The organism is Massilia sp. CFBP 13721 (assembly GCF_014842025.1).
Lineage (GTDB): Bacteria > Pseudomonadota > Gammaproteobacteria > Burkholderiales > Burkholderiaceae_D > Telluria.
This window is the reverse complement of sequence record NZ_JACYUY010000027.1, coordinates 63,113-81,804: the sequence shown is the minus strand read 5'-3', so window position 1 is coordinate 81,804 and position 18,692 is coordinate 63,113. Positions and strand designations below refer to the sequence as shown.

General features: G+C 66.8%; 16 protein-coding genes and 1 riboswitch. Of the genes, 10 read left to right on the top strand and 6 right to left on the bottom strand.

Annotated elements, in window-relative coordinates; all coding sequences use genetic code 11:
• The first annotated feature begins 191 nt into the window (after nt 1–191).
• Nucleotides 192–1,094 (top strand): cysteine synthase CysM, encoded by a 903-nt coding sequence (cysM, locus tag IFT60_RS21635; protein WP_192055567.1) that lies wholly within the window; start codon nt 192–194, stop codon nt 1,092–1,094.
• A 107-nt stretch (nt 1,095–1,201) separates the two neighbouring features.
• Here cysM and IFT60_RS21630 read toward each other — a convergent pair whose 3' ends face one another.
• The 5 genes from IFT60_RS21630 to IFT60_RS21610 all read right to left on the bottom strand — a co-directional run bounded on the left by IFT60_RS21630 (nt 1,202) and on the right by IFT60_RS21610 (nt 7,187).
• Nucleotides 1,202–1,546, bottom strand: a complete 345-nt coding sequence (locus IFT60_RS21630; protein WP_056344418.1) for a hypothetical protein — start codon at nt 1,544–1,546, stop codon at nt 1,202–1,204.
• Between the two features lie 452 nt (nt 1,547–1,998).
• The gene (gene mltB / locus IFT60_RS21625; protein WP_192055565.1) at nt 1,999–3,231 is read right to left on the bottom strand and encodes a lytic murein transglycosylase B; all 1,233 of its coding nucleotides are present in this window, start codon (nt 3,229–3,231) and stop codon (nt 1,999–2,001) included.
• Nucleotides 3,228–5,240 carry a transglutaminase TgpA family protein gene (locus IFT60_RS21620; RefSeq protein WP_192055562.1) on the bottom strand — a complete coding sequence of 671 codons (2,013 nt, stop codon included), beginning with the start codon at nt 5,238–5,240 and terminating at the stop codon, nt 3,228–3,230. Before IFT60_RS21620 ends, mltB begins: the two co-directional genes overlap by 4 nt.
• Entirely contained in the window at nt 5,237–6,256 is a 1,020-nt protein-coding gene (locus tag IFT60_RS21615) for a DUF58 domain-containing protein (protein WP_192055560.1), read from the bottom strand. The genes IFT60_RS21620 and IFT60_RS21615 overlap by 4 nt, the downstream gene beginning before the upstream one ends.
• 10 nt (nt 6,257–6,266) lie before the next feature.
• Nucleotides 6,267–7,187 (bottom strand): AAA family ATPase, encoded by a 921-nt coding sequence (locus IFT60_RS21610; RefSeq protein ID WP_192055558.1) that lies wholly within the window; start codon nt 7,185–7,187, stop codon nt 6,267–6,269.
• A gap of 265 nt (nt 7,188–7,452) precedes the next feature.
• Between IFT60_RS21610 and IFT60_RS21605 the strand changes: the two genes are divergently transcribed.
• The 4 genes from IFT60_RS21605 (at nt 7,453) to IFT60_RS21590 (ending at nt 11,960) form a co-directional block, all read left to right on the top strand.
• Nucleotides 7,453–8,385: a histone deacetylase family protein gene (locus IFT60_RS21605; protein ID WP_192055555.1), complete on the top strand. Its 933-nt coding sequence runs from the start codon at nt 7,453–7,455 to the stop codon at nt 8,383–8,385.
• Between the two features lie 218 nt (nt 8,386–8,603).
• Nucleotides 8,604–9,443, top strand: a complete 840-nt coding sequence (locus tag IFT60_RS21600) for a hypothetical protein (RefSeq protein ID WP_229511068.1) — start codon at nt 8,604–8,606, stop codon at nt 9,441–9,443.
• Entirely contained in the window at nt 9,433–10,707 is a 1,275-nt protein-coding gene (locus IFT60_RS21595) for a choice-of-anchor X domain-containing protein (RefSeq protein ID WP_192055553.1), read from the top strand. Before IFT60_RS21600 ends, IFT60_RS21595 begins: the two co-directional genes overlap by 11 nt.
• 368 nt (nt 10,708–11,075) lie before the next feature.
• The gene (locus IFT60_RS21590; RefSeq protein ID WP_229511067.1) at nt 11,076–11,960 is read left to right on the top strand and encodes a hypothetical protein; all 885 of its coding nucleotides are present in this window, start codon (nt 11,076–11,078) and stop codon (nt 11,958–11,960) included.
• 48 nt (nt 11,961–12,008) lie between these two features.
• On the opposite strand, the gene IFT60_RS21585 is transcribed toward IFT60_RS21590, so the two are convergent.
• Nucleotides 12,009–12,263 (bottom strand): hypothetical protein, encoded by a 255-nt coding sequence (locus IFT60_RS21585; RefSeq protein WP_192055549.1) that lies wholly within the window; start codon nt 12,261–12,263, stop codon nt 12,009–12,011.
• A gap of 229 nt (nt 12,264–12,492) precedes the next feature.
• Here IFT60_RS21585 and ylqF point away from each other — a divergent pair, with 229 nt between their 5' ends.
• From ylqF to IFT60_RS21560, 5 genes are all read left to right on the top strand, one after another.
• Nucleotides 12,493–13,413: a ribosome biogenesis GTPase YlqF gene (gene ylqF / locus IFT60_RS21580; RefSeq protein ID WP_229511074.1), complete on the top strand. Its 921-nt coding sequence runs from the start codon at nt 12,493–12,495 to the stop codon at nt 13,411–13,413.
• Nucleotides 13,414–13,716: 303 nt separating this feature from the next.
• A riboswitch (cobalamin riboswitch) is annotated at nt 13,717–13,942 on the top strand.
• A 69-nt stretch (nt 13,943–14,011) separates the two neighbouring features.
• Complete coding sequence (locus IFT60_RS21575; protein WP_192055544.1) at nt 14,012–15,970, top strand: TonB-dependent receptor; 1,959 nt, start codon at nt 14,012–14,014, stop codon at nt 15,968–15,970.
• 14 nt (nt 15,971–15,984) lie between these two features.
• A complete protein-coding gene (locus IFT60_RS21570; RefSeq protein WP_192055542.1) occupies nt 15,985–17,022 on the top strand; it encodes a FecCD family ABC transporter permease in 1,038 nt (345 codons plus the stop codon).
• Nucleotides 17,019–17,819, top strand: coding sequence for an ABC transporter ATP-binding protein (locus IFT60_RS21565; RefSeq protein WP_192055540.1), 801 nt, complete (start codon nt 17,019–17,021; stop codon nt 17,817–17,819). The genes IFT60_RS21570 and IFT60_RS21565 overlap by 4 nt, the downstream gene beginning before the upstream one ends.
• Nucleotides 17,816–18,688: a cobalamin-binding protein gene (locus IFT60_RS21560; RefSeq protein ID WP_192055537.1), complete on the top strand. Its 873-nt coding sequence runs from the start codon at nt 17,816–17,818 to the stop codon at nt 18,686–18,688. The genes IFT60_RS21565 and IFT60_RS21560 overlap by 4 nt, the downstream gene beginning before the upstream one ends.
• Nucleotides 18,689–18,692: the final 4 nt, after the last annotated feature.

The following is an 18,692-nucleotide window of genomic DNA, read 5'->3' as shown; positions in this document are numbered from 1 at the left end:
TGTGCTGAAAACTGGCGAAAAGTTCAATCCGATGCTGCACGCCGCTTGACAGCCATAACAGTATCTACGTTACCTCGGCGTCTCGGACCTGGACGGCAATGCGGTCCAGCAAGTTCGCCGCCGACGCCTCACCATACGCACTCTTGCGTCCCGGTTTAGAATGGTGTTTTGAAGAACCGCAAGAGAGCAACATGGCCTATAAAACCATCGAAGATACGATCGGCAATACCCCCCTGGTGCAACTGGTGCGCATCGGCGGCGCGGATGCAGCGGCGCGCAACAATGTCATCCTGGGCAAGCTCGAGGGCAACAACCCGGCCGGCTCGGTAAAGGACCGCGCCGCGATGTCGATGCTGAAGAATGCCGAGGAACGGGGCCAGATCAAACGCGGCGACACCATCATCGAGGCGACCTCGGGCAATACCGGCATCGCGCTGGCGATGGCCGCCGCCATCCGCGGCTACAAGATGATCCTCTTGATGCCGGACAACCTGTCGATCGAGCGGCGCCAGAGCATGGCCGCCTACGGCGCCCAGATCGTGCTCACGCCCAAGACCGGCGGCATGGAATACGCGCGCGACATGGCTGACCAGATGCAAAAGGACGGCAAGGGCATCATCCTCGACCAGTTCGCCAACCAGGACAATCCACGCGCCCACTACGAGACCACCGGGCCGGAAATCTGGCGCGATACCGACGGGCGCATCACCCATTTCGTCAGCGCCATGGGCACCACCGGCACCATCATGGGCGTGTCGCGCTACCTGAAGGAACAGAACGAGGCGGTGCGCATCATCGGCGCCCAGCCGGAAGAAGGCTCGTCGATCCCCGGCATCCGCAAATGGCCGCAAGCCTACCTGCCGAAGATCTTCGACAAGTCGCGCGTCGACCAGGTGGAAAACGTCAGCCAGGCGGCAGCCGAGCAGATGGCGCGCCGGCTGGCGGCGGAAGAGGGGATTTTCTGCGGCATTTCGGCCGCCGGCGCCTGCGAAGTGGCGCTGCGCATTTCGCAGACCGTGGAGAATGCGACGATCGTGTTCATCGTCTGCGACCGCGGTGACCGCTATCTGTCGACCGGCGTGTTTCCCGCTTGATAAAGTAATCCGGACATGGCAAAAGGGGCGATCGTATCGCCCCTTTTTTACGTCCATTATTCTCTTACGGCCACTTCGTGAGCAGCCGCGTGAGCATCATGTGCGTATTACTCGCCGCTCGACGCCGAAGGCGATGCGCCTTCTTTCGGCTTGAACTGCTTGTCGCTGATGCGGAACTTGTTGCGGCGGTCGCCCATCAGGTAACGCAGGTCGCGGATCGACAGGTCGCTCACTTCGTGCATGCGGATCAGGAGCGATGCGCCGACCGGCAGGCGGTGGTGGCGGATCTTCGAGATCACCGGCGGCGCCACTTCCAGCGCGCGCGACAGGGCTGCGTCGTTCTTCAGGCGCAGGTTCTCGATCAGGGTATCCAGCAGGCGGTTCGGGTTGTATTGCAACAGTTCATCCGACTCCGCATCGCTGCTCATATCAATGCCGACTTGGTTTGTCATGATTTCAAATATTCCTATTGTGGGTTTACGGAAAGTCGCTTGCAGCGTTTCGATTCCGGAAGTCTTTCGTAAAAATCTACTCAATTGTACAACTAATTCAGGCTCTAGTACTTATGAGCAATAGAATTCGGTTCAAAGCCTCGACCTTGTTGTCTAATCGCAACAATGGCCGCAATGCAATTCTCTCACAAACTCACGTAGGAAATAATTGTTTTTTAATTAAATACGAGTGTAGAGGAAACAGAAGTTGCGTGCCACACGTTTCAGAATGATATGTAGAAATGCTAATAAAAGTGGGAGTATGCAGCCCTGTGAATGTTTCCGTACAGTACAGAAAGCGGGCGGGGATGGATACCCCAGGGGAGTACCCGATGTGAATGGTGCTGCCTGAGGTAAAAGTGGCAGTGGTGCCGTTACAACATGTTACAACTTAATGTAATGTATAGACGTCTCTATAACGTTTGACCGGCGCGTGCGGCGCGCACGGCCCGTCCCAGGTCGATCACCGACATGGCATAGAAATAACTGCGGTTATATTTGGTGATGGCAAAGAAGTTATCGTTCGCCACCCAGTATTCGGTGGCCTCGGCGCCGTTTTGCAGGTCGACCAGGCCGTACAGGCGATCGGCCGCCAAGGGCGTGGCCGGCACGACGCCGGCGGCGGCCAGTTCGTCGGTGCGCAGGGTGGCGGCCAGGCCGCGCTCGAGCAGCGGTTCCCAGGCCCGGTGCGCGGCGACGTCGACCCGGATCGCGTGCGGACCGGCGTCGCGCGGATTCCAGCCGTGCTCGATCAGGAAGTTGGCGACGCTGCCGATGGCGTCCGCGGTCGAGCCGCGCAGGTCGATGTGGCCGTCGCCGTCGAAGTCGACGCCATACTTCAGGATATTCCCGGGCATGAATTGCGGCATGCCGACCGCGCCGGCGAACGAGCCCAGCAGGGTGAAGGGATCGATGTTTTCGTGGCGCGCCAGCAGGAACGCGTTTTCCAGTTCGGCGCGGAAGAAGATGCTGCGCGCCGCCTTGTTCGGCGCTTCCGGGTAGGCAAAGGCGAGCGTGGTCAGCGTATCGAGCACGCGGAAGCGCCCGGTATCGCGTCCATAGATCGTTTCGACGCCGATGATGCCGACGATGATCTCGGCCGGCACGCCGTAGGTGGCTTCGGCGCGCGCGAGCGCGGCGGCGTTCTCGTTCCAGAAACGCAGCCCGGCGTTGATGCGGATCGGCTCGATGAAGCGTCCGCTGTAGGCTTGCCAGTTCTTCGGTTTGCCGGGCGGCGCCGGTTTCACCAGCTGCACCGCCGAGTCCACGAAGCGCACCTGGCGCAGCTGCGCTTCCAGCACCGCGCGATCGAAATCATGTTTGATCACCATCTCGCTGATGAACTCGCGCACGGCTTGCCACTCGGCGAAATTGACCTGTTCGCCGTCGTAGTCGATCGACGACGTGGCGGCGACGGCCGCCACGGCAGCGGCCGCGGCAAGCGCCTTGCGGCCTTTGGGTGCCTTGGGTGCTTTCGACTGCGCTACGGACTTGCCGGCCTTGCCCTTGGCGGGCTTGCCTGCCTTGGCCGCCTTGGCTTTCACGATCTTCGCCTTCGAAGGCGGGTGTTTGGCGGCGGCGCTGGCGTCGAGCTGGGGGGCTGCTGCGAAAACGATTGCGGTGATAAGTGATACGAACTGTTTCATCTGACTTGCGAAAGTAAGCGCTTCAGGGTCACGGCCAGGTGCGGGTCGTCGCGGCGCGGCGCATAGCGCCAGGCGCTGTAACGGCCGAGGAACTCGGCGGCCGCCGCCTGCGCGGGCGCTGCCAGGGTTCCCGCCGCGACGATGCGCGCGCCATAGGCGCTCGGGCCTTCATCTGCCGAACGCGCCAGGCCCAGGCGGGACAGGCGCGTACACAGGGCGGAGTATAGCGCATCGATCGGATCGGTCTCCCTGCGCCGCAGGAAGAATCGGACCAGCAGCAACACAGTTATCAAGCCGGCCACGCCCGCCGGCATGCGCCAGTCGAAGAACGAGGATTGCACGCTGTCGACCAGGCTGGCCTGGCGCTGGCGCGTGTAGTTGAGCACCCACTGGTTCCAGCCATTGTTGATGGCGCCGGCCGCGTGGCGCATCTGGGCGACCCAAGGGCTGGTCTCGCCGCCGATGCGTATGAAGCGTCCCAGGCCCGTGATGCCGAAGGGCGCGCGCGGCGGGATCGCCCCCTCCAGGCCGCGCTGCACGCGTTCCGGCGCGACGGCGGCGGTCGGGTCGATACGCACCCAGCCGCGCCGCGCGAGCCAGACTTCGGCCCAGGCATGGGCGTCCGACTGGCGCACGGTGACGTAGCCGTCGAGTGGATTGAATTCGCCGCCCTGGTAGCCGGTGACCACGCGCGCCGGCACGCCGGCGGCGCGCATCAGGAACACAAAGGCGCCCGAAAAGTGTTCGCAGAAGCCGGCGCGGCTGCCGTACAGGAAGTCGTCGACGGCATCGCGCCCGAGCAGCGGCGGATTCAGGGTGTAGACGTAGTTATCGCGCCGGAAGCGTTGCAGCACGGCGTCGATGCGTTTCGCCGGATCGGGCTCGGCGCGCAGTTCGAGGCCGGCCAGCAGCGCGCGCGGGTTGCTGTCGCCGGGCAGTTGCAGCCAGTGGTCGGCGTCGGGCGGCAAGCCGTGCCCCTGCAGGCGATAGTCCAGGTGCGAGCTGACCCGGTAGCGCAGGCGCATCTCGACCGGAAAGCTCGTGGTCAGTTCGAATTCGCCGGAGACGTTGGCGATGTTCCCGTCCAGTTCCGGCAGGCGCCGCGGCATCTCCAACGCGAACAGCCAGCGCGATTGCGACGGCTCGAGCGTGACTTCGTAGTCGAGCGCCTTGCCCGAGACCGAGAGCGCCAGCGGCTGCCGTGCGGAGCGTGCCGCCAGCTGTGGGTCGAGCCGGGTCCAGGTGCGGCCGTCATACGCGCCCAGTACCGGCCCGCGCCAGTACATCTGTTCCTGCGAGGGCGCGCGGCCATCGAAGCGCACGCGGAAGGCCGGTTCCGTCGACTGCGCCAGGTTCGCCATCGTGCCTGGCGCCATCGACTCGGACAGGCCGGAACGGGCGCTGGTGGCGTCGCCCGGCACGCCCCACAGCGGTCCCTCGAAGCGCGGGAACAGGAAAAATAAGGCGAAAGCGAGTGGCGTCGCCAGGCCCAGCACCTTGGCGCTCATCAGGAAGCGCTGGCGCAGCGGCGGCGGCGTGCCGGTGAACTGGAAACTCAGCTGGGCCGTGAGCAGCGCCAGCACCGACACCGCCATCAAGAGCGCGGTGCCGATGCCCTGCTCGTAGAAGAAATTCGTCAGCACCAGGAAGAAGCACAGGAACACCACCACGAACAGGTCGCGCCGCGCATGCATTTCCAGCATCTTGAAGGTGACCAGCAGCACCAGCATGGCGACGCCGGCATCGCGCCCGAGCAGGCTCTGGTAACTGTGGGCGACGCCGAACATGGCGGCGCCGGCGAGCGGCAGCAGCAACAGGCTGGGCGGCATGCGCTTGCCCTGCAGCGTGATCACGCCGCGCCACAGCAAGGTGAGCGCGCACAGCATCGACACCCAGGCCGGCAGGTGGGCGGTATGCGGCGCCAGCACCAGCAGCGCGGCGAACAGCAGCAGCAGGGTGTCGGCCTTGTCGCGCGGGAGGGCGGCAAAGCGCGCCAGCAGCGTCTTCATCGTGCGCCTCCAAGCCCGTGCAGCGCCAGCGCGCGCAGGCAGGCCGCCTGGTGGGCGACGCCGTTGGCGGCATCGAACTGCTCGGCGCCGAGGCGGAAGGCATAGGGCAGGGCGCGGCTTTCCGCTTCCAGCACCCAGCGCGTCATGCGCGACAGGCGCAGTTCGAGGTCCAGCCGGGGCGACAGCGCCGCCAGGTCGAGTACCAGTTCGGTGCGCGCGCCGCCTTCGAAATGCTTGGTGGCGAGCTGGCCGCCGTCGCGCGGGTCGAGGCGCGCGATCTGGCGCCAGGCCAGGCGCCGCAGCGGGTCGCCGGCCTGGTAGGGGCGCACGCCGGCGAAGTCGTCTTCACCGGCATGGCCGGCGCCGTCGGCGGCGCTGCTGGACGCGGCCGGCAGCGGCGGCGCGCCTTCTTCGGGAAAAGGATAGACCAGGGCGCGCGCGTCGGGGCGCCAGTAGCTCCAGGCACGGAACAGCCCGAGCGGGAAACGGGTGCTCAGCGTCAGGCGCGGCGCGTCGAGCCAGCCGCGCGTTTCGCTGGGCAGCGCCAGGCGCACGGTCGTGCTGCCGTTGGCGGGGATGTCGACGGCGTGGCGTGGCTCGCCGGTTTTGGTGGCGTCGGCAGCGGCGATATCGACCGCGATCGCGTAGCGCGCGCGCCGGCTGGTATCGCGCAGCTGGAGTTCGAAGCTCGCTTCCTGGCCGGCGAACACGTTCGGCGCGCGCACGGGATTCAGGCGCAGGTAGGCCAGGTTGAGCCAGGTGAGCAGCATGTCGACCACGGCGCAGGACAAGGCGAGGAAGGTCAGCGCATAGCCGAGGCCAAGGTTGTAGTTGATCGAGCCGATCAAGAGCACCAGCAGCAGGGCGCCGAAGCCCAGGCCCGGGCCGGTCGGCAGGATGTAGATGCGGCGCTGGCCGAGCAGCAGCTCGCCCTTGTCGACGGCCGTGCCCTTACGTTTACCTAAATGCGCACCGAGGTGCAGACCGAGGCGCCGGGTCAGGCTGGAGCGCGCCATTGTCGGGTCCTCAGACCGGCACCGATTTTTGCAGCTGCAGCACCAGGTCGCGGCTGGCCAGCGCCAGGCCCTGCGCCGATTTCACCGGCCGCAGGCGGTGCGCGCACACCGGCACCAGCACCGCCTGGATGTCTTCCGGCAGCACGTGGTCGCGGCCCTCGAGTGCGGCCCAGGCACGGCCGGCCTGCAGCAGCGCGATCGCCGCGCGCGGCGACAGGCCTTCGGCGAACAGCGTGCCCGAACGCGAGGACTGGGCCAGCGCCTGCACGTAGTCGATCAGCGAGCTCGATGCATGGATCGCGCGCAGCGCGCCTTGGGCATCGATCAGCTCCGCCGGGTTCATCGCCGCCTCCAGCGTGCGCAGCATGGCGCGCCGGTCTTCGCCCATCAGCAGCGCGCGTTCGGCGGCGGCGTCCGGGTAGCCCAGCGATAAACACATCAGGAAGCGGTCCAGCTGCGACTCGGGCAGCGGAAAGGTGCCGACCTGGTGCGCCGGGTTCTGGGTGGCGATCACGAAGAAGGGTTCGGGCAGGGGCCGCGTCATGCCGTCGGTACTGACCTGGCGTTCTTCCATCGCTTCCAGCAGGCCGGACTGGGTTTTCGGCGTGGCGCGGTTGATTTCGTCGGCCAGCAGCACCTGGGTAAAAATCGGGCCGGGGTGGAAGGCGAAACCGTTCTTTTCGCGCTCGTAGACCGAAATGCCGGCGACGTCGGCCGGCAGCAGGTCGCTGGTGAACTGGACGCGGTTGAATTTCAGGCCGAGCGAGAGGGCCAGCGCATGCGCCAGCGTGGTCTTGCCGACGCCCGGCACGTCCTCGATCAGCAGGTGGCCGCCGGCCAGCAGGCAGGTAAAGGCGAGGCGGACCTGCTGGTCCTTGCCGACCACGATCTGGCCGACCTGGCGTGCGGCGGCGTGCAATTTGTTGAACATACTCTTGGATCCCAATGGTCGAATGCTGCGAGCGTGCGAAAAAACCTCCATGGCGGCGTTGCATCGTCTCGCCGTACTACCGTACTGTCTTCGACGATGCGCCTTGCCCTGAAGATTTTTTCACGCGCTCTCCGGGGCTGCAGGCGGCATGGTAGATTAGCGTTATTGGCAACTATTCTTTCCGGCAGCGCAGCATCCCGACGATTCTAAGCGAGAACGGAGGATCCCGGTGTATGGCTGAGCAGCAAGCTGGAAGCGCGCGATCATGAGCACAGCAATCTACAGCCATCCCGACTGCCTGAAGCACGACATGGGCGCCTGGCATCCGGAGTCCCCGAGCCGCCTGCAGGCGATCGAGGACCAGCTGATCCTGGCCCGCCTCGACGGCTTGCTCGAGCGCCGGCTGGCGCCGCTCGCCGAGATTCCCGCCGTGCTGCGCAACCATACGGAAGGCGCGCTGGCGCTGGTGCGCGACCATATCCCGGCCACGCCCGGCGAAACCTACCCGCTCGACGCCGACACCCTGCTGTGCCATGCCAGCTACGACGCGGCCTTGCGCGCGGCCGGGGCGGCGCTGGCCGCGACCGACGCCGTCATCGCCGGCGACATCGCCAATGCGTTCTGCTCGATCCGCCCGCCGGGTCACCACGCCACCCCGCGCGAGCCGATGGGCTTTTGCCTCTTCAATAACGTGGCGATCGCCGCGCGCCACGCGCTGGACGCGCACGGGCTCGAGCGCGTGGCGATCGTCGACTTCGACGTCCACCACGGCAACGGCACCGCCGACGCCTTCCGCGACGATCCGCGCGTGCTGATGGCCAGCTTCTTCCAGCATCCGTTCTATCCGTATTCGGAACCGGAGCCGATCACGGCCACCAACGTCAACGTGCCGGTGCCGGCGAAGAGCGGCGGCGACGTCGTTCGCCAGGTGGTACAGGAATACTGGCTGCCGGCCCTGCACGTATTCAAGCCGCAGATGATCTTCATCTCCGCCGGCTTCGACGCCCACCGCGACGACGACATGGGCGGCATGGCCCTGGTCGAAGCGGACTACGCCTGGATCACGCATCAAGTGATGGCGGTGGCGCGCGCGTACGCGGGCGGGCGCATCGTCAGCTGCCTCGAAGGCGGCTACGAATTGTCGGCGCTGGGACGCAGTGTCGTCGCACACGTGAAAGTGTTGGCGGAGCTTGATTAATCACAAATATTATTTGCATTTTCGGTAATGCAACAGACTTTTCTCTTCTTTCATCCGTTCAATTGACTCTCTTCTAGCTCAGGCATACAGTCGGCTGAGCCGCAAGACGCGGCTGCGCCTGGCTTTGGCGGCAGTGAAGGCGACCGAAACAGGCGTCCACTCAAAAAGAGGAGATATTTGTGAAGAAAGCATTACGGATGGTAATCGCGGTCTGTCTCATGGCCGCGTCAAGCTTCGCAGCGGCAGCCAACTACACGCTGTGGGTCAACGGGCGGACCGGCGGCGGCGTGGTCGGCAACTACGACAGCTGGACCTACTGGGGCCCCGGCACCACGGCGGCCGGCGTCAACAAGAAATCGGTCAACTGGGATGGGCGCAGCAGCATCGCTTCGCAGAGCGGCAAGATCCGCGACGCCCTCGACTGCTTCTGCACCGGCGGCAACTGGTGCTATGTGGTGACCCACAGCGCCGGCGACCTGATGATGGGCTATACGCTGGCCAACTACGGCGGCTCGGCGCGGGTCAAGAAGAACGCGGTGTCCAATTCATCCGGCGTGTGCGGCAACGGCGACGGTTCCTCGCAAACCGGCTGGAACATCAAATGGGTGCGCGCCGCCTCGGGCGCCGGCGGCGGCTCCGAGCTGTCCGACGTCGGCTCCTGGGCCGTCTCCGAACCGCTGGTGCAAGACCTGAAAACGGCCACCGCGCGCGCCATGTACAACCACAACACCACGCGCAACGTCTGGTTCTACATGTACGCCGGCGCCAAGGGCACGGCCTATTCCGGCATCCTGCCGGGCCAGGACGACGAAGCCGTGTCTTACCACAGCACCGGCGGCGTGGCCGGCAGCGGCGGCGGCTCCTACTGCAATCCGAGCGACTGGCTGTGCAACGACCTGACGCTGGGGACGGCCGCCAACGAAGGCGGCAGCGCCAAGTGGAGTTATCACTCGGTCAGCTTCCGCGACGACAGCGAAGCCTACAACCACTACGCGAACGGCAACTGGGGCGGCATCGTCGGGGTCGTGCGCAGCGCCGTGGTGAACAGTGCCCTCTGATCGTTCAAAACCGGGCCGCCCTGGCGGCCCACGTTCCTGGCTGCCGCTGGCGCTGCTGGCGGCGGTCGTGGTAACAGTCCTGTGGCTGGCCCTGCGCGACGACGATGCGCCGGTGGCCGCCGCCGCGGTCGCCGTTAACAACGCCCAGCCCGGTCCCCAGCCGCGCGGCCCCGCGTTCTTCGGCCAGGTCGACGGCCAGCCGGCGCCGCAGCTCCCGGGCGAACGCGCGCGCCAGCGCCAGCAACTGGTCGACAACTACGCGCTGGCCGACCATACCTATTGCAGCTACCGCCAGGGCAGCATGTACCCGGCGCACTCGCGGCCGATGTCGCAAAATCCCGACCAGGCGTATCCGAACAAGCCGGTGCTGGAGACCAACCCAATGCGCGGCGCCGACCGCCGCAGTAATCCGGACATCCTGATCCAGACCTCGCAATCGCGCGTTTTCCTCGCCGCCGGCGAAACGGTCGCGTTCTCGCTGCGCGCGGTCGAGCCGCAGGGTAGCATCGTGCCGATGGTGGTCACGCGTGCGCTCGCGGCCGGCCTCGTCGCCACCGGCGGGCGCGCCACCACCCAGGTGCCGCTCGCCTTTGCCGACGACGGCACGAGCGCCGATCCGGTCGCGGGCGATGGCGCTTTCGGCGCCGTGCTGACGCCTGGCCAGACCGGGCTGTCCGGCTTTCACGGCACCATCCGCACCGAGGTGCGCTACACGGCGGGCGGCAGGAATGGCGTGGTGATCTTCGACGTCATCTATTCGCCCAAAGTGCCGGCGGTCTGGGCCGGCGCGCCGCGCGAAGTGCTGGAAGACGGCTCGCTGGCATTCGTGCTGCGCGCCGAGGTACGCCAGCCGGGGCGCTATGTCGTCACCGGCCGCGTCGACGATGCCCGCGGACGCCCGTTCGCGCTGGCCACCTTCAACGAGGTGCTGGGACCGGGGCCGAACGACATCAAATTGATCGTGTTCGGCAAGCTGATGCATGACGGTGCGCCGGCGCTGCCCTTGACCCTGCGCGACGTCGACGGCTACCTGCTTAAGGAGAATACCGATCCCGACCGCGAGCTGATGCCACGCCTCGAAGGCCCGGTGCTGACCAGCCGCGCGCAATCCTTGAAAGGCGTGTCGGATGCCGAGTGGAGCAGCGAGGAGCGCGACCGCTACCTGACCGAATTCGCGCGCGACCGCAAGGGGGCGGCGGCGGAACTGGCGACCTTCGATCCGTCGCAGCCATTGCCGCCGAGTGCGTGCGGGCCGGTGAAGTAGGCTCAGACCCGTAAGGTGGGCGGCTATACCTTGGTGCGCGATTGCCCGCTGCCTGGATGCCGCCCACGCGTTCAACCACACTCTGCAACTTCGCGACGGCTCAGCGGCTGGTCGAACGCGTGGGCGGCGCAAACGTCGCGGGTCCGCAAACTGAAGAGGTGGAGCCGCCCACCTTACAGGTCTGTGCATCATTCTCGACATGAAGCGTAGTTTGACTGGCATTAGCCCCGGCGCCGGTCCACTGTTCGGTATCGTTCTTCCAACGCCCGGCTGCGCGCGATTGACCTGCGGCCCGCCTTGTCACCAGAATGGTTCTTCGCGGTCGGCGCCGCCAGCGTCCCACTGCAACCACAACCATGGAGGATGACATGCGACGATCCGCGCGCCTTGCCCTTTCGCTGTGCCTGCCCGGCCTGCTGGCCGCCGGGGTAGCCAGCGCCACCAACTACAGCCTGTGGGTCAACGGCCGCACCGGCGGCGGGGCGATCGGCAACTACAACGATTTCACCTATTTCGGCCCGAACGCGACGCCGGCGGGCGTCAACAAGAAATCGGTCAACTGGGACGGCAGGAGCGCGGTCTCCGCGCAAAGCGGCATCCTGCGCTCGGCGCTCGACTGCTTCTGCACTGGCCAGAACTGGTGCTATGTCGCGGTGCATAGCGCGGGCGAACTGCTGGTCGGCTATACGCTGGCCAACTACGGCGGCAGCGCGCGGCCCGTCACCAACGCCCAACCGAATGCAAGGGGTGTGTGCACGGGCGGCACCGGCGGCTCGCAAACCGGGTGGAATATTCGCTGGGTGCGCACCTCGGCGGGGTCCGCCGGCGGCAGCGAACTGGCCGACATCGGCGCCTGGACCACGAGCGAGCCGCTGGCCCAGCAGCAAAAGGTGGCCACCTCGCGCGCGCTGTACAACCACAACGACACGCGCGGCATCTGGTTCTACCGGTATGCCGGGGCGAAGGGGACGCTGTATTCGTTCGCGCTGCCGGGCCAGGATGACGAAGTGGTGGCCTACCACAGTGCCGGCGGCGCCTCGGGCAGCGGCGGCAGCTCGCTGTGCAATCCGGGCGACTGGTTTTGCAACGACCTGACGCTGGGGTCCGGCCCCAACCAGGGCGGGCGCGCGAAATGGGCCTTCCACTCGGTGGTGTTTCGCGATGACGGGGAAGATTACGGGCACTACACGGAGCGCAACTGGAGCGGCGTTACGTCGCTGGTGCGGCGCGATATGGAAGCGTTTGCGCGTTGAAGAGGAGGGTACGGTGGACGGTAGACCCGTCCACCGTACGTCCAACGTTCACCCTGCGCTCGCCTGCGCCATCCGCTTTTTCTCGGCTGCGCTCGGCCGCTTGCCCACGACGTACACCACGTACATCGGCTGGGCCATGCCTTCCTGCGGCTGCGCCAGCTCGGTTTCCGGCGCCACACCCGCGCGGCTGGCCGGCTCGGCCGGTTCACCGTTTCCTTCCAGGCAGGCAGCCAGTACCAGCGCCCCGAACGCGCCGAAAATCCACACCTCGACATTGCGCGCGAATCCACCGACCTTCTTCATCCCGATGTCCATACCGTTCCCCCTCGTCCATGACCACGGCCAGGGCGGCCGTCCCGTCATCGTGCCTGTGCCGGATGACTCGATATTGCAACGAATCAAGCCAAAATCATTCCTAGTGGAAACAGAACGACATCACGGCGGGACGCTCGCCCTTGGGGCAGCGTAAAATACCGCCTCGTTCGCAGAAATTTGAAAGCACAGCATGTCGATACAATGGTTCCCGGGCCACATGAACTCCGCCAAGAAGCAGGCGGAAGAACAGATGGAATTTATCGATCTCGTGGTCGAGGTCCTCGACGCGCGCCTGCCCGAGGCGAGCTGCAACCCGCTGGTCGACCGCATGCGCCAGTTCCGCCAGCGCCCTGTGCTGAAAATCCTGAACAAGATCGACCTGGCCGATCCCGCCGCCACCGCCGCCTGGAAGGCGTACTACGACGCCAAACCGGGCGTGACCGCGTATCCGATGACGACCAAGAAGCCGGCCGACGTGGCGCGTATCCCGGCGCTGGCGCTGTCGCTGGCCCCGCACCGGGGCGTGCCGACCAAGCCGCTGCGCATCATGATCATGGGCATTCCGAACGTCGGCAAATCGACGCTGATGAATGCGCTCCTGAAAAAGCGCGTGGCCAAGGTGGGCGATGAGCCGGCCGTCACCAAGACCCAGCAAAAGCTGTACCTCGACAAGCACACGGTGCTGGTCGACACTCCGGGCCTGATGTGGCCGAAGATCGACATGCCGAGCGACGGACTGATGCTGGCAGCCAGCCACGCGATCGGCACCAATGCGCTGATCGAGGAAGAGGTGGCCTTCTTCCTGGGCGACGTCCTGCTCGAGCGCTATCCGCAGCTGCTCACCGCCCGTTACGGCTTCAAAACCGAGGGCCTGGACGGCATCGGCGTGGTCGAGCAGGTGGCGGCGCGCCGCGGCTTCCGCGTGCGCGGCGGCGAATTCGACGTCGAAAAGGCGGCCCACGTGCTGCTGCACGACTACCGCAGCGGCGCCATCGGCCGCATCAGCCTGGAGACCCCGGACACCCGCGCCGCGCGTCTGGAAGCGCACCGCCTCGAGAAGGAAGAGAAGGAGCGCATCGCGGCCGAAAAGGCGGCGGCCAAGGCGGAAGAGGCTGCACGCGGCAAGCGCGGGACGTAAGCAGGGCTTCGTTTCACGTTTCGATTGCGTAGCGGTGCGTAACACGTGGGCATGCTCACCCTACAATTCGCGCAACGCCGGCTGTTCACCACATCGTTAGCCGCCGAATATCGCGATCGTAGGGTGGGCTTGGCCCACGGCCGTTTTTCGTGCCCCTGCATACCCGGCATGCGTTGCGGCCATGCGAACGGTGTACCGCGTGGACGGAGTCCACCCTACGGTTATCGCGATTCGCAGGGCGGGCTCCGCCACGGGTTTACACAATGAACACCCGCGCCTCCAACCCCATCGCCTTGTCAGGTATATAATCCACCCCGTTCTGGTGCCCGCGTGCGCAATCTGCGCGCGCAGTTAAACGGGAAACACGAAGCCACGGCGCCTCCGGCGTACGGCCAACGTGTGCTGCCCCCGCAACGGTAAACAAGCGTCGCCCCGGCGACTGGCTGCTTCAAACACCACTGTGCCGTGCATAGGAAGGTGAAGCGGTCCGCTTGCAAGCCCGGATACCGGCCAGGACAGGTGGACCAGCAACTGCTGGATCCGTTGAATCCGGCTTGCGGGGACGCAGGGCGGATGACCCTATTCGAAGAACCACACCATGACTTTTGCTGCTGTTTCGCGCGGCGCGCCGGCCGTCAAGCCGCTCGCGCTGGCCTGCGCTTTCTCCCTTTCCCTGTTCGCGGGCGCCGCCCATGCCGACGAGGCCGACATCTCCACCGTCCACGTCACGGGTCCGCGCTTCCCGAGCGATGCCGCCTTGCCGGCCGTCGGCGCAACCGTGATCACCGCCGACGAGATCCGCAGCGCCGGCGTCAACGACGTCAACGCCGCGATTCGCAAGATCGGCGGCGTCTTCGGCCGCCAGAGCCTGGACGGCTCGCCCGACTTCGGCCTCGACCTGCGCGGCTTCGGCACCAACAGCGGCCAGAACCTGGTGATCCTGGTCGACGGCGTGCGCATGAACGAGAACGAACTGGCCGGCGCCGTCCTCTCCAGCATCCCGGTCGATACCGTCGAGCGCATCGAGATCGTGCGCGGCGGCAGCAGCGTGCTGTATGGCGAAGGCGCCACCGGCGGCGTGATCAACATCATCACCAGGCGCGGCAGCGAGCCCGGCTACCACGGTTCGCTGGTGCTTGAAGGCGGCCAGTTCGACCAGCACGACGCGCGCGCCACGCTGCGCCATGGCGAAGGCCCGCTCTCGTTCGACATCGCCGCCGCCCACCAGGCCACCGACAACGACCGCCGCAACGCAGAATTCCGCCAGAAGACCGTCAGCGGCGGCGTGCAGTGGGCGCAGGATGCGACCCGTGTCGGCGTGCGTGTCGAAAGCGCGCGCCAGGACCAGCGCTTCCCGGGTTCGCTGACGCTGGCCCAGTTCAACGCCAATCCGCAGCAGACCAATACCCCGAACGACTTCGGTACCCTGGCCAGCGACCGCGTGCTCGCCTTTGCCGAACACCGCATCGGCAGCGTCGAACTGGCGGCCGAACTGTCGCACCGCGAACGCGAAGTAGGGTCGGCCTATGATTTCGGCGGCTTCCTGTCGGAGTCGACCTATAACAGCCGCCAGACCCAGTTCTCGCCGCGCCTGCGCCAGCTGTCGCAATGGAATGGCATGCGCAACGAATTCGTCGCCGGCATCGACCTGATCGATTGGGAACGCCGCACCACCCTCGGCTCGGACGCCAGCCAGGATTCGCGCGCGCTGTACCTGCGGGATGAAATGCGCTTCGGCGGCGAGCGCAATGCGCGCCTGGCGCTGGGCGCACGCCACGAGAAGTTCAAGAAGGAAGAAGCCAACGCCGGCCTCGGCGTGCCGAACGGCGACCAGTCGCAGAACGGCTGGAGCGTGGAAGGCAGCATCGATCCGGTGCCGGGCCTTACCGTGCATGCCAAGGCAGGGCAGAGCTACCGCCTGCCGAACGCCGACGAAAACGGCTACCGTTCGACCAGCGGCCTGCTCGACGTGCAGACCTCGCGCGACCTGGAACTGGGCGTGACCGTGGGCGGCAAGGCGCGGCAAGTGTCGGCGCGCGTGTTCCGCCACCGTCTCGAAAACGAGATCTTCTACGATCCGACGGTGCCGCCGTTCGGCGCCAACACCAACCTCGACCCGACGCGCCGCCAGGGCGTGGAACTCGACGGCCAGATCGACCTGGGCATGGACCTGCGCCTGTCCGGCCACTTCCAGCACGTGCAAGCGGAATTCACGGGCGGCCCGAATGCCGGCCGCGAAATGGTGCTGGTGCCGAAGAACGTGCTGACCACGCGCCTGGCCTGGACGCCGGCCAACGGCCACAGTGCCGACATCGGCGCGCAATACGTGTCGAAGCAGCGCTACGGCAGCGACTTCGGCAACGATTGCAGCACGCGCATCCCGTCGTACACCACGTTCGACGCGCGCTATGCGGTGAAAGTCGGCGCTTGGGAACTGGCCGTGAATGGCCTGAACCTGGCGGACCGCCAGTATTTCAGCCAGGCCTTCGGCTGCCGCAGCGGCATCTACCCGAGCGACGGCCGCCAGCTGAAGCTCTCGGCGCGCTACGACTTCTGATGTAGCCCGCGGCTATGGACGCCTTTCTCGTGACCTCGCCAGTACGGCGGCGCGCCACCCTGGCGCTGCTGGCGGCGGGCGCGCTGCTGGCCCTGGCCGGGGCCGGGCTGGCGGGCTCGGTGCCGCTGCCGCTGGACGAGCTGCCGCACGCCCTCGCCAGCCTGCTGCGCGGCGCGCCCGACGGCATGGCCGCGACTCTGCTCGACCTGCGCCTGGGCCGCGCCAGCAGCGCCTTCGTCACCGGCGCGGCGCTGGCGCTGGCGGGTGTCATGATGCAGGCGCTGGTGCGCAATCCGCTGGCCGATCCGTACGTGCTGGGCGTGTCGGCCGGCGCCGCCGTGGGCGCGCTGGCCGCCTTGCTGTTCGGCGCGGCGCTGTGGCTGGTCGATGCCGGCGCGCTGGCGGGAGCGGTGGGGATTTCGCTGCTGCTTTACCTGCTGGCGCGGCGTGACCTTGGCGGTGGCCGCGGCAGTGTACGTACGGGTGAGTCCGGCGTATTGCTGCTGACCGGCGTGGTGCTGGCCTCGGCTTGCATGGCACTCGTCACCCTGATGCTGTCGGTGGCGCCCGAGTCGCGCCTGCGCGGCATGGTGTTCTGGATGATCGGCGACCTCGCCGGCAGTTCCTGGCGCCTGCTGCCGTGGGTGGTGCTGGCCGGCGCGCTGCTGCTGGCGCTGCGCCGCGCGCGTGCGCTCAACGTCATGGCGCTGCATGCCGATGCCGCCGTCACGCTGGGCATCAACGTGGCCGGGCTGCGCCGCTTTTTATTTCTTTGTTCCGGTCTGCTGACGGCCTGCGCGGTCACCACCGGCGGCAGCATCGGCTTCGTCGGCCTGGTGGTGCCGCACGCCTGCCGCCATGCCTTCGGGCCGGACCACCGCATTTTGCTGCCCGCCGCCGCCCTGGCCGGCGGCGGCTTCCTGGTGCTGGCCGATACGCTGGCGCGCACCGTGCTGGCGCCGCAGCAGCTGCCGGTGGGCGTGCTCACCTCGCTGATCGGCGTACCCGTTTTCCTGTTCCAGCTGCACCAGCTGCATTTGCGCGCACGATGATTGAAACCCAAGAACTCACACTGCAAGTCGGGCCACGCCTGCTGGTCGACCGGCTCGACTGGCGCGTCGCCGCCGGCGAGAGCTGGTGCGTCATCGGCCCCAACGGCGCCGGCAAGAGCACGCTGCTGCGCACGCTGGCCGGCCTGCGCCAGCCCGACGGCGGTCACGTCGAATTGGCCGGCAAGCCGCTGCCCGCATGGCCGCTGCCGGCGCTGGCGCGCGAACGCGCCTACCTGGCCCAGTCGCGCGGCGACGCCTTTGCCTACCGCGTCATCGAGACCGTGCTGATGGCGCGCCACCCGTACCACGCCGACCGCTACTGGGAAGGCAGCGACGACCATGCCGCTGCCGAACACGCGCTGCGCACCCTGGACGTGCTGCACCTGGCCCAGCGCGACGTGCGCACGCTCTCGGGCGGCGAGCGCCAGCGCGTCGCCATCGCCGCGCTGCTGGCCCAGGACACGCCGCTGCTGCTGCTCGACGAACCGGCCAATGCCCTCGACCTGGCGCACCAGGTGGCGATGACGAACCTGCTCGCCGGCCTGTGCCGCAACGAGAGCAGGGCGGTGGTGAGCGTCGGCCACGACCTGAACCTGGCCTGGAGCGGCGCCACCCATGCGCTGCTGCTGCACGGCGATGGCGCCTGGCGCGCCGGCCCGGTGCACGAGGTGATGCGCGCCGGCCTGCTCGGCGCCTGCCTCGGCCACCCGATCGCCGTCATCGAACATGGCGGGCGCACCATCTTCCTGCCCGAGGCCGCGCCGGCCGCGGACAGCATCATCCGGAGAGTTCAATGAAATTCGTGTTGTCGCTTTTACTGGCGCTGTGCGCCGCTTCCAGCGAAGCCGCCATCACTGTGGTCGATGACAGCGGCAAGCAGGTCGTGCTGGCGCGTCCGGCGCAGCGCGTGATTTCGATGGCGCCGCACGTGACCGAACTGCTGTTCGCCGCCGGCGGCGGCGCGCGCATCGTCGGCGCCATGAACTACAGCGACTACCCGTTAGAGGCGCGCAAGATTCCCCTGATCGGCTCGAACAGCCAGATCGACCTCGAGCGCGTGATCGCCATGAAACCGGACCTGCTCGTCGTCTGGCAAAGCGGGAATACCGCGCGCCAGATCGGCCAGCTGCAAAGCCTTGGCATCCCGGTCTTCCACAGCGAGCCGCGCAACCTGGAAACGGTGGCCACCAGCCTGGAGCGCTTCGGGCGCCTGCTCGGCACCGACCAGGCCGCGATCGAGGCGGCCGCCCGCTTCCGCGCGCGCGTCCAGAACCTGCGCGCACGCTACGCCGCGCGCCCGCCCGTCGCGGTGTTCTACCAGGTCTGGGACAATCCGATCTACACCTTGAATGGCGACCAGATCGCCAGCGATGCGATCCGCCTCTGCGGCGGCAAGAATATTTTCGGCGAGTTGAAGACGGTGGCGCCCCAGGTCAGCATCGAGGCGGTGCTGCAGCGCGATCCGGAAGCGATCTTCGGCGGCAAGCGCTATACGCCACAAGACCGCGGCTTGACGATCTGGGAGCCCTACCGCGGCATGACGGCGATGCGCCGCAAGAACCTGTTCGAACTCGACGGCGAATCGCTGACCCGCCCCGGACCCCGCGTGGTCGAGGGCGCCGCGCTGATGTGCGCGCGGCTGGAAGAGGCGCGCGCACGCCGATAACGAG

Bases quoted from the DNA above. Each gene is read 5' to 3' on its own strand.
- cysM (WP_192055567.1), top strand. From the start codon at position 192: ATGGCCTATAAAACCATCGAAGATACGATCGGCAATACCCCCCTGGTG.
- IFT60_RS21630 (WP_056344418.1), bottom strand. From the start codon at position 1,546: ATGACAAACCAAGTCGGCATTGATATGAGCAGCGATGCGGAGTCGGAT.
- mltB (WP_192055565.1), bottom strand. From the start codon at position 3,231: ATGAAACAGTTCGTATCACTTATCACCGCAATCGTTTTCGCAGCAGCC.
- IFT60_RS21620 (WP_192055562.1), bottom strand. From the start codon at position 5,240: ATGAAGACGCTGCTGGCGCGCTTTGCCGCCCTCCCGCGCGACAAGGCC.
- IFT60_RS21615 (WP_192055560.1), bottom strand. From the start codon at position 6,256: ATGGCGCGCTCCAGCCTGACCCGGCGCCTCGGTCTGCACCTCGGTGCG.
- IFT60_RS21610 (WP_192055558.1), bottom strand. From the start codon at position 7,187: ATGTTCAACAAATTGCACGCCGCCGCACGCCAGGTCGGCCAGATCGTG.
- IFT60_RS21605 (WP_192055555.1), top strand. From the start codon at position 7,453: ATGAGCACAGCAATCTACAGCCATCCCGACTGCCTGAAGCACGACATG.
- IFT60_RS21600 (WP_229511068.1), top strand. From the start codon at position 8,604: ATGGCCGCGTCAAGCTTCGCAGCGGCAGCCAACTACACGCTGTGGGTC.
- IFT60_RS21590 (WP_229511067.1), top strand. From the start codon at position 11,076: ATGCGACGATCCGCGCGCCTTGCCCTTTCGCTGTGCCTGCCCGGCCTG.
- IFT60_RS21585 (WP_192055549.1), bottom strand. From the start codon at position 12,263: ATGAAGAAGGTCGGTGGATTCGCGCGCAATGTCGAGGTGTGGATTTTC.
- ylqF (WP_229511074.1), top strand. From the start codon at position 12,493: ATGAACTCCGCCAAGAAGCAGGCGGAAGAACAGATGGAATTTATCGAT.
- IFT60_RS21575 (WP_192055544.1), top strand. From the start codon at position 14,012: ATGACTTTTGCTGCTGTTTCGCGCGGCGCGCCGGCCGTCAAGCCGCTC.
- IFT60_RS21570 (WP_192055542.1), top strand. From the start codon at position 15,985: ATGGACGCCTTTCTCGTGACCTCGCCAGTACGGCGGCGCGCCACCCTG.
- IFT60_RS21565 (WP_192055540.1), top strand. From the start codon at position 17,019: ATGATTGAAACCCAAGAACTCACACTGCAAGTCGGGCCACGCCTGCTG.
- IFT60_RS21560 (WP_192055537.1), top strand. From the start codon at position 17,816: ATGAAATTCGTGTTGTCGCTTTTACTGGCGCTGTGCGCCGCTTCCAGC.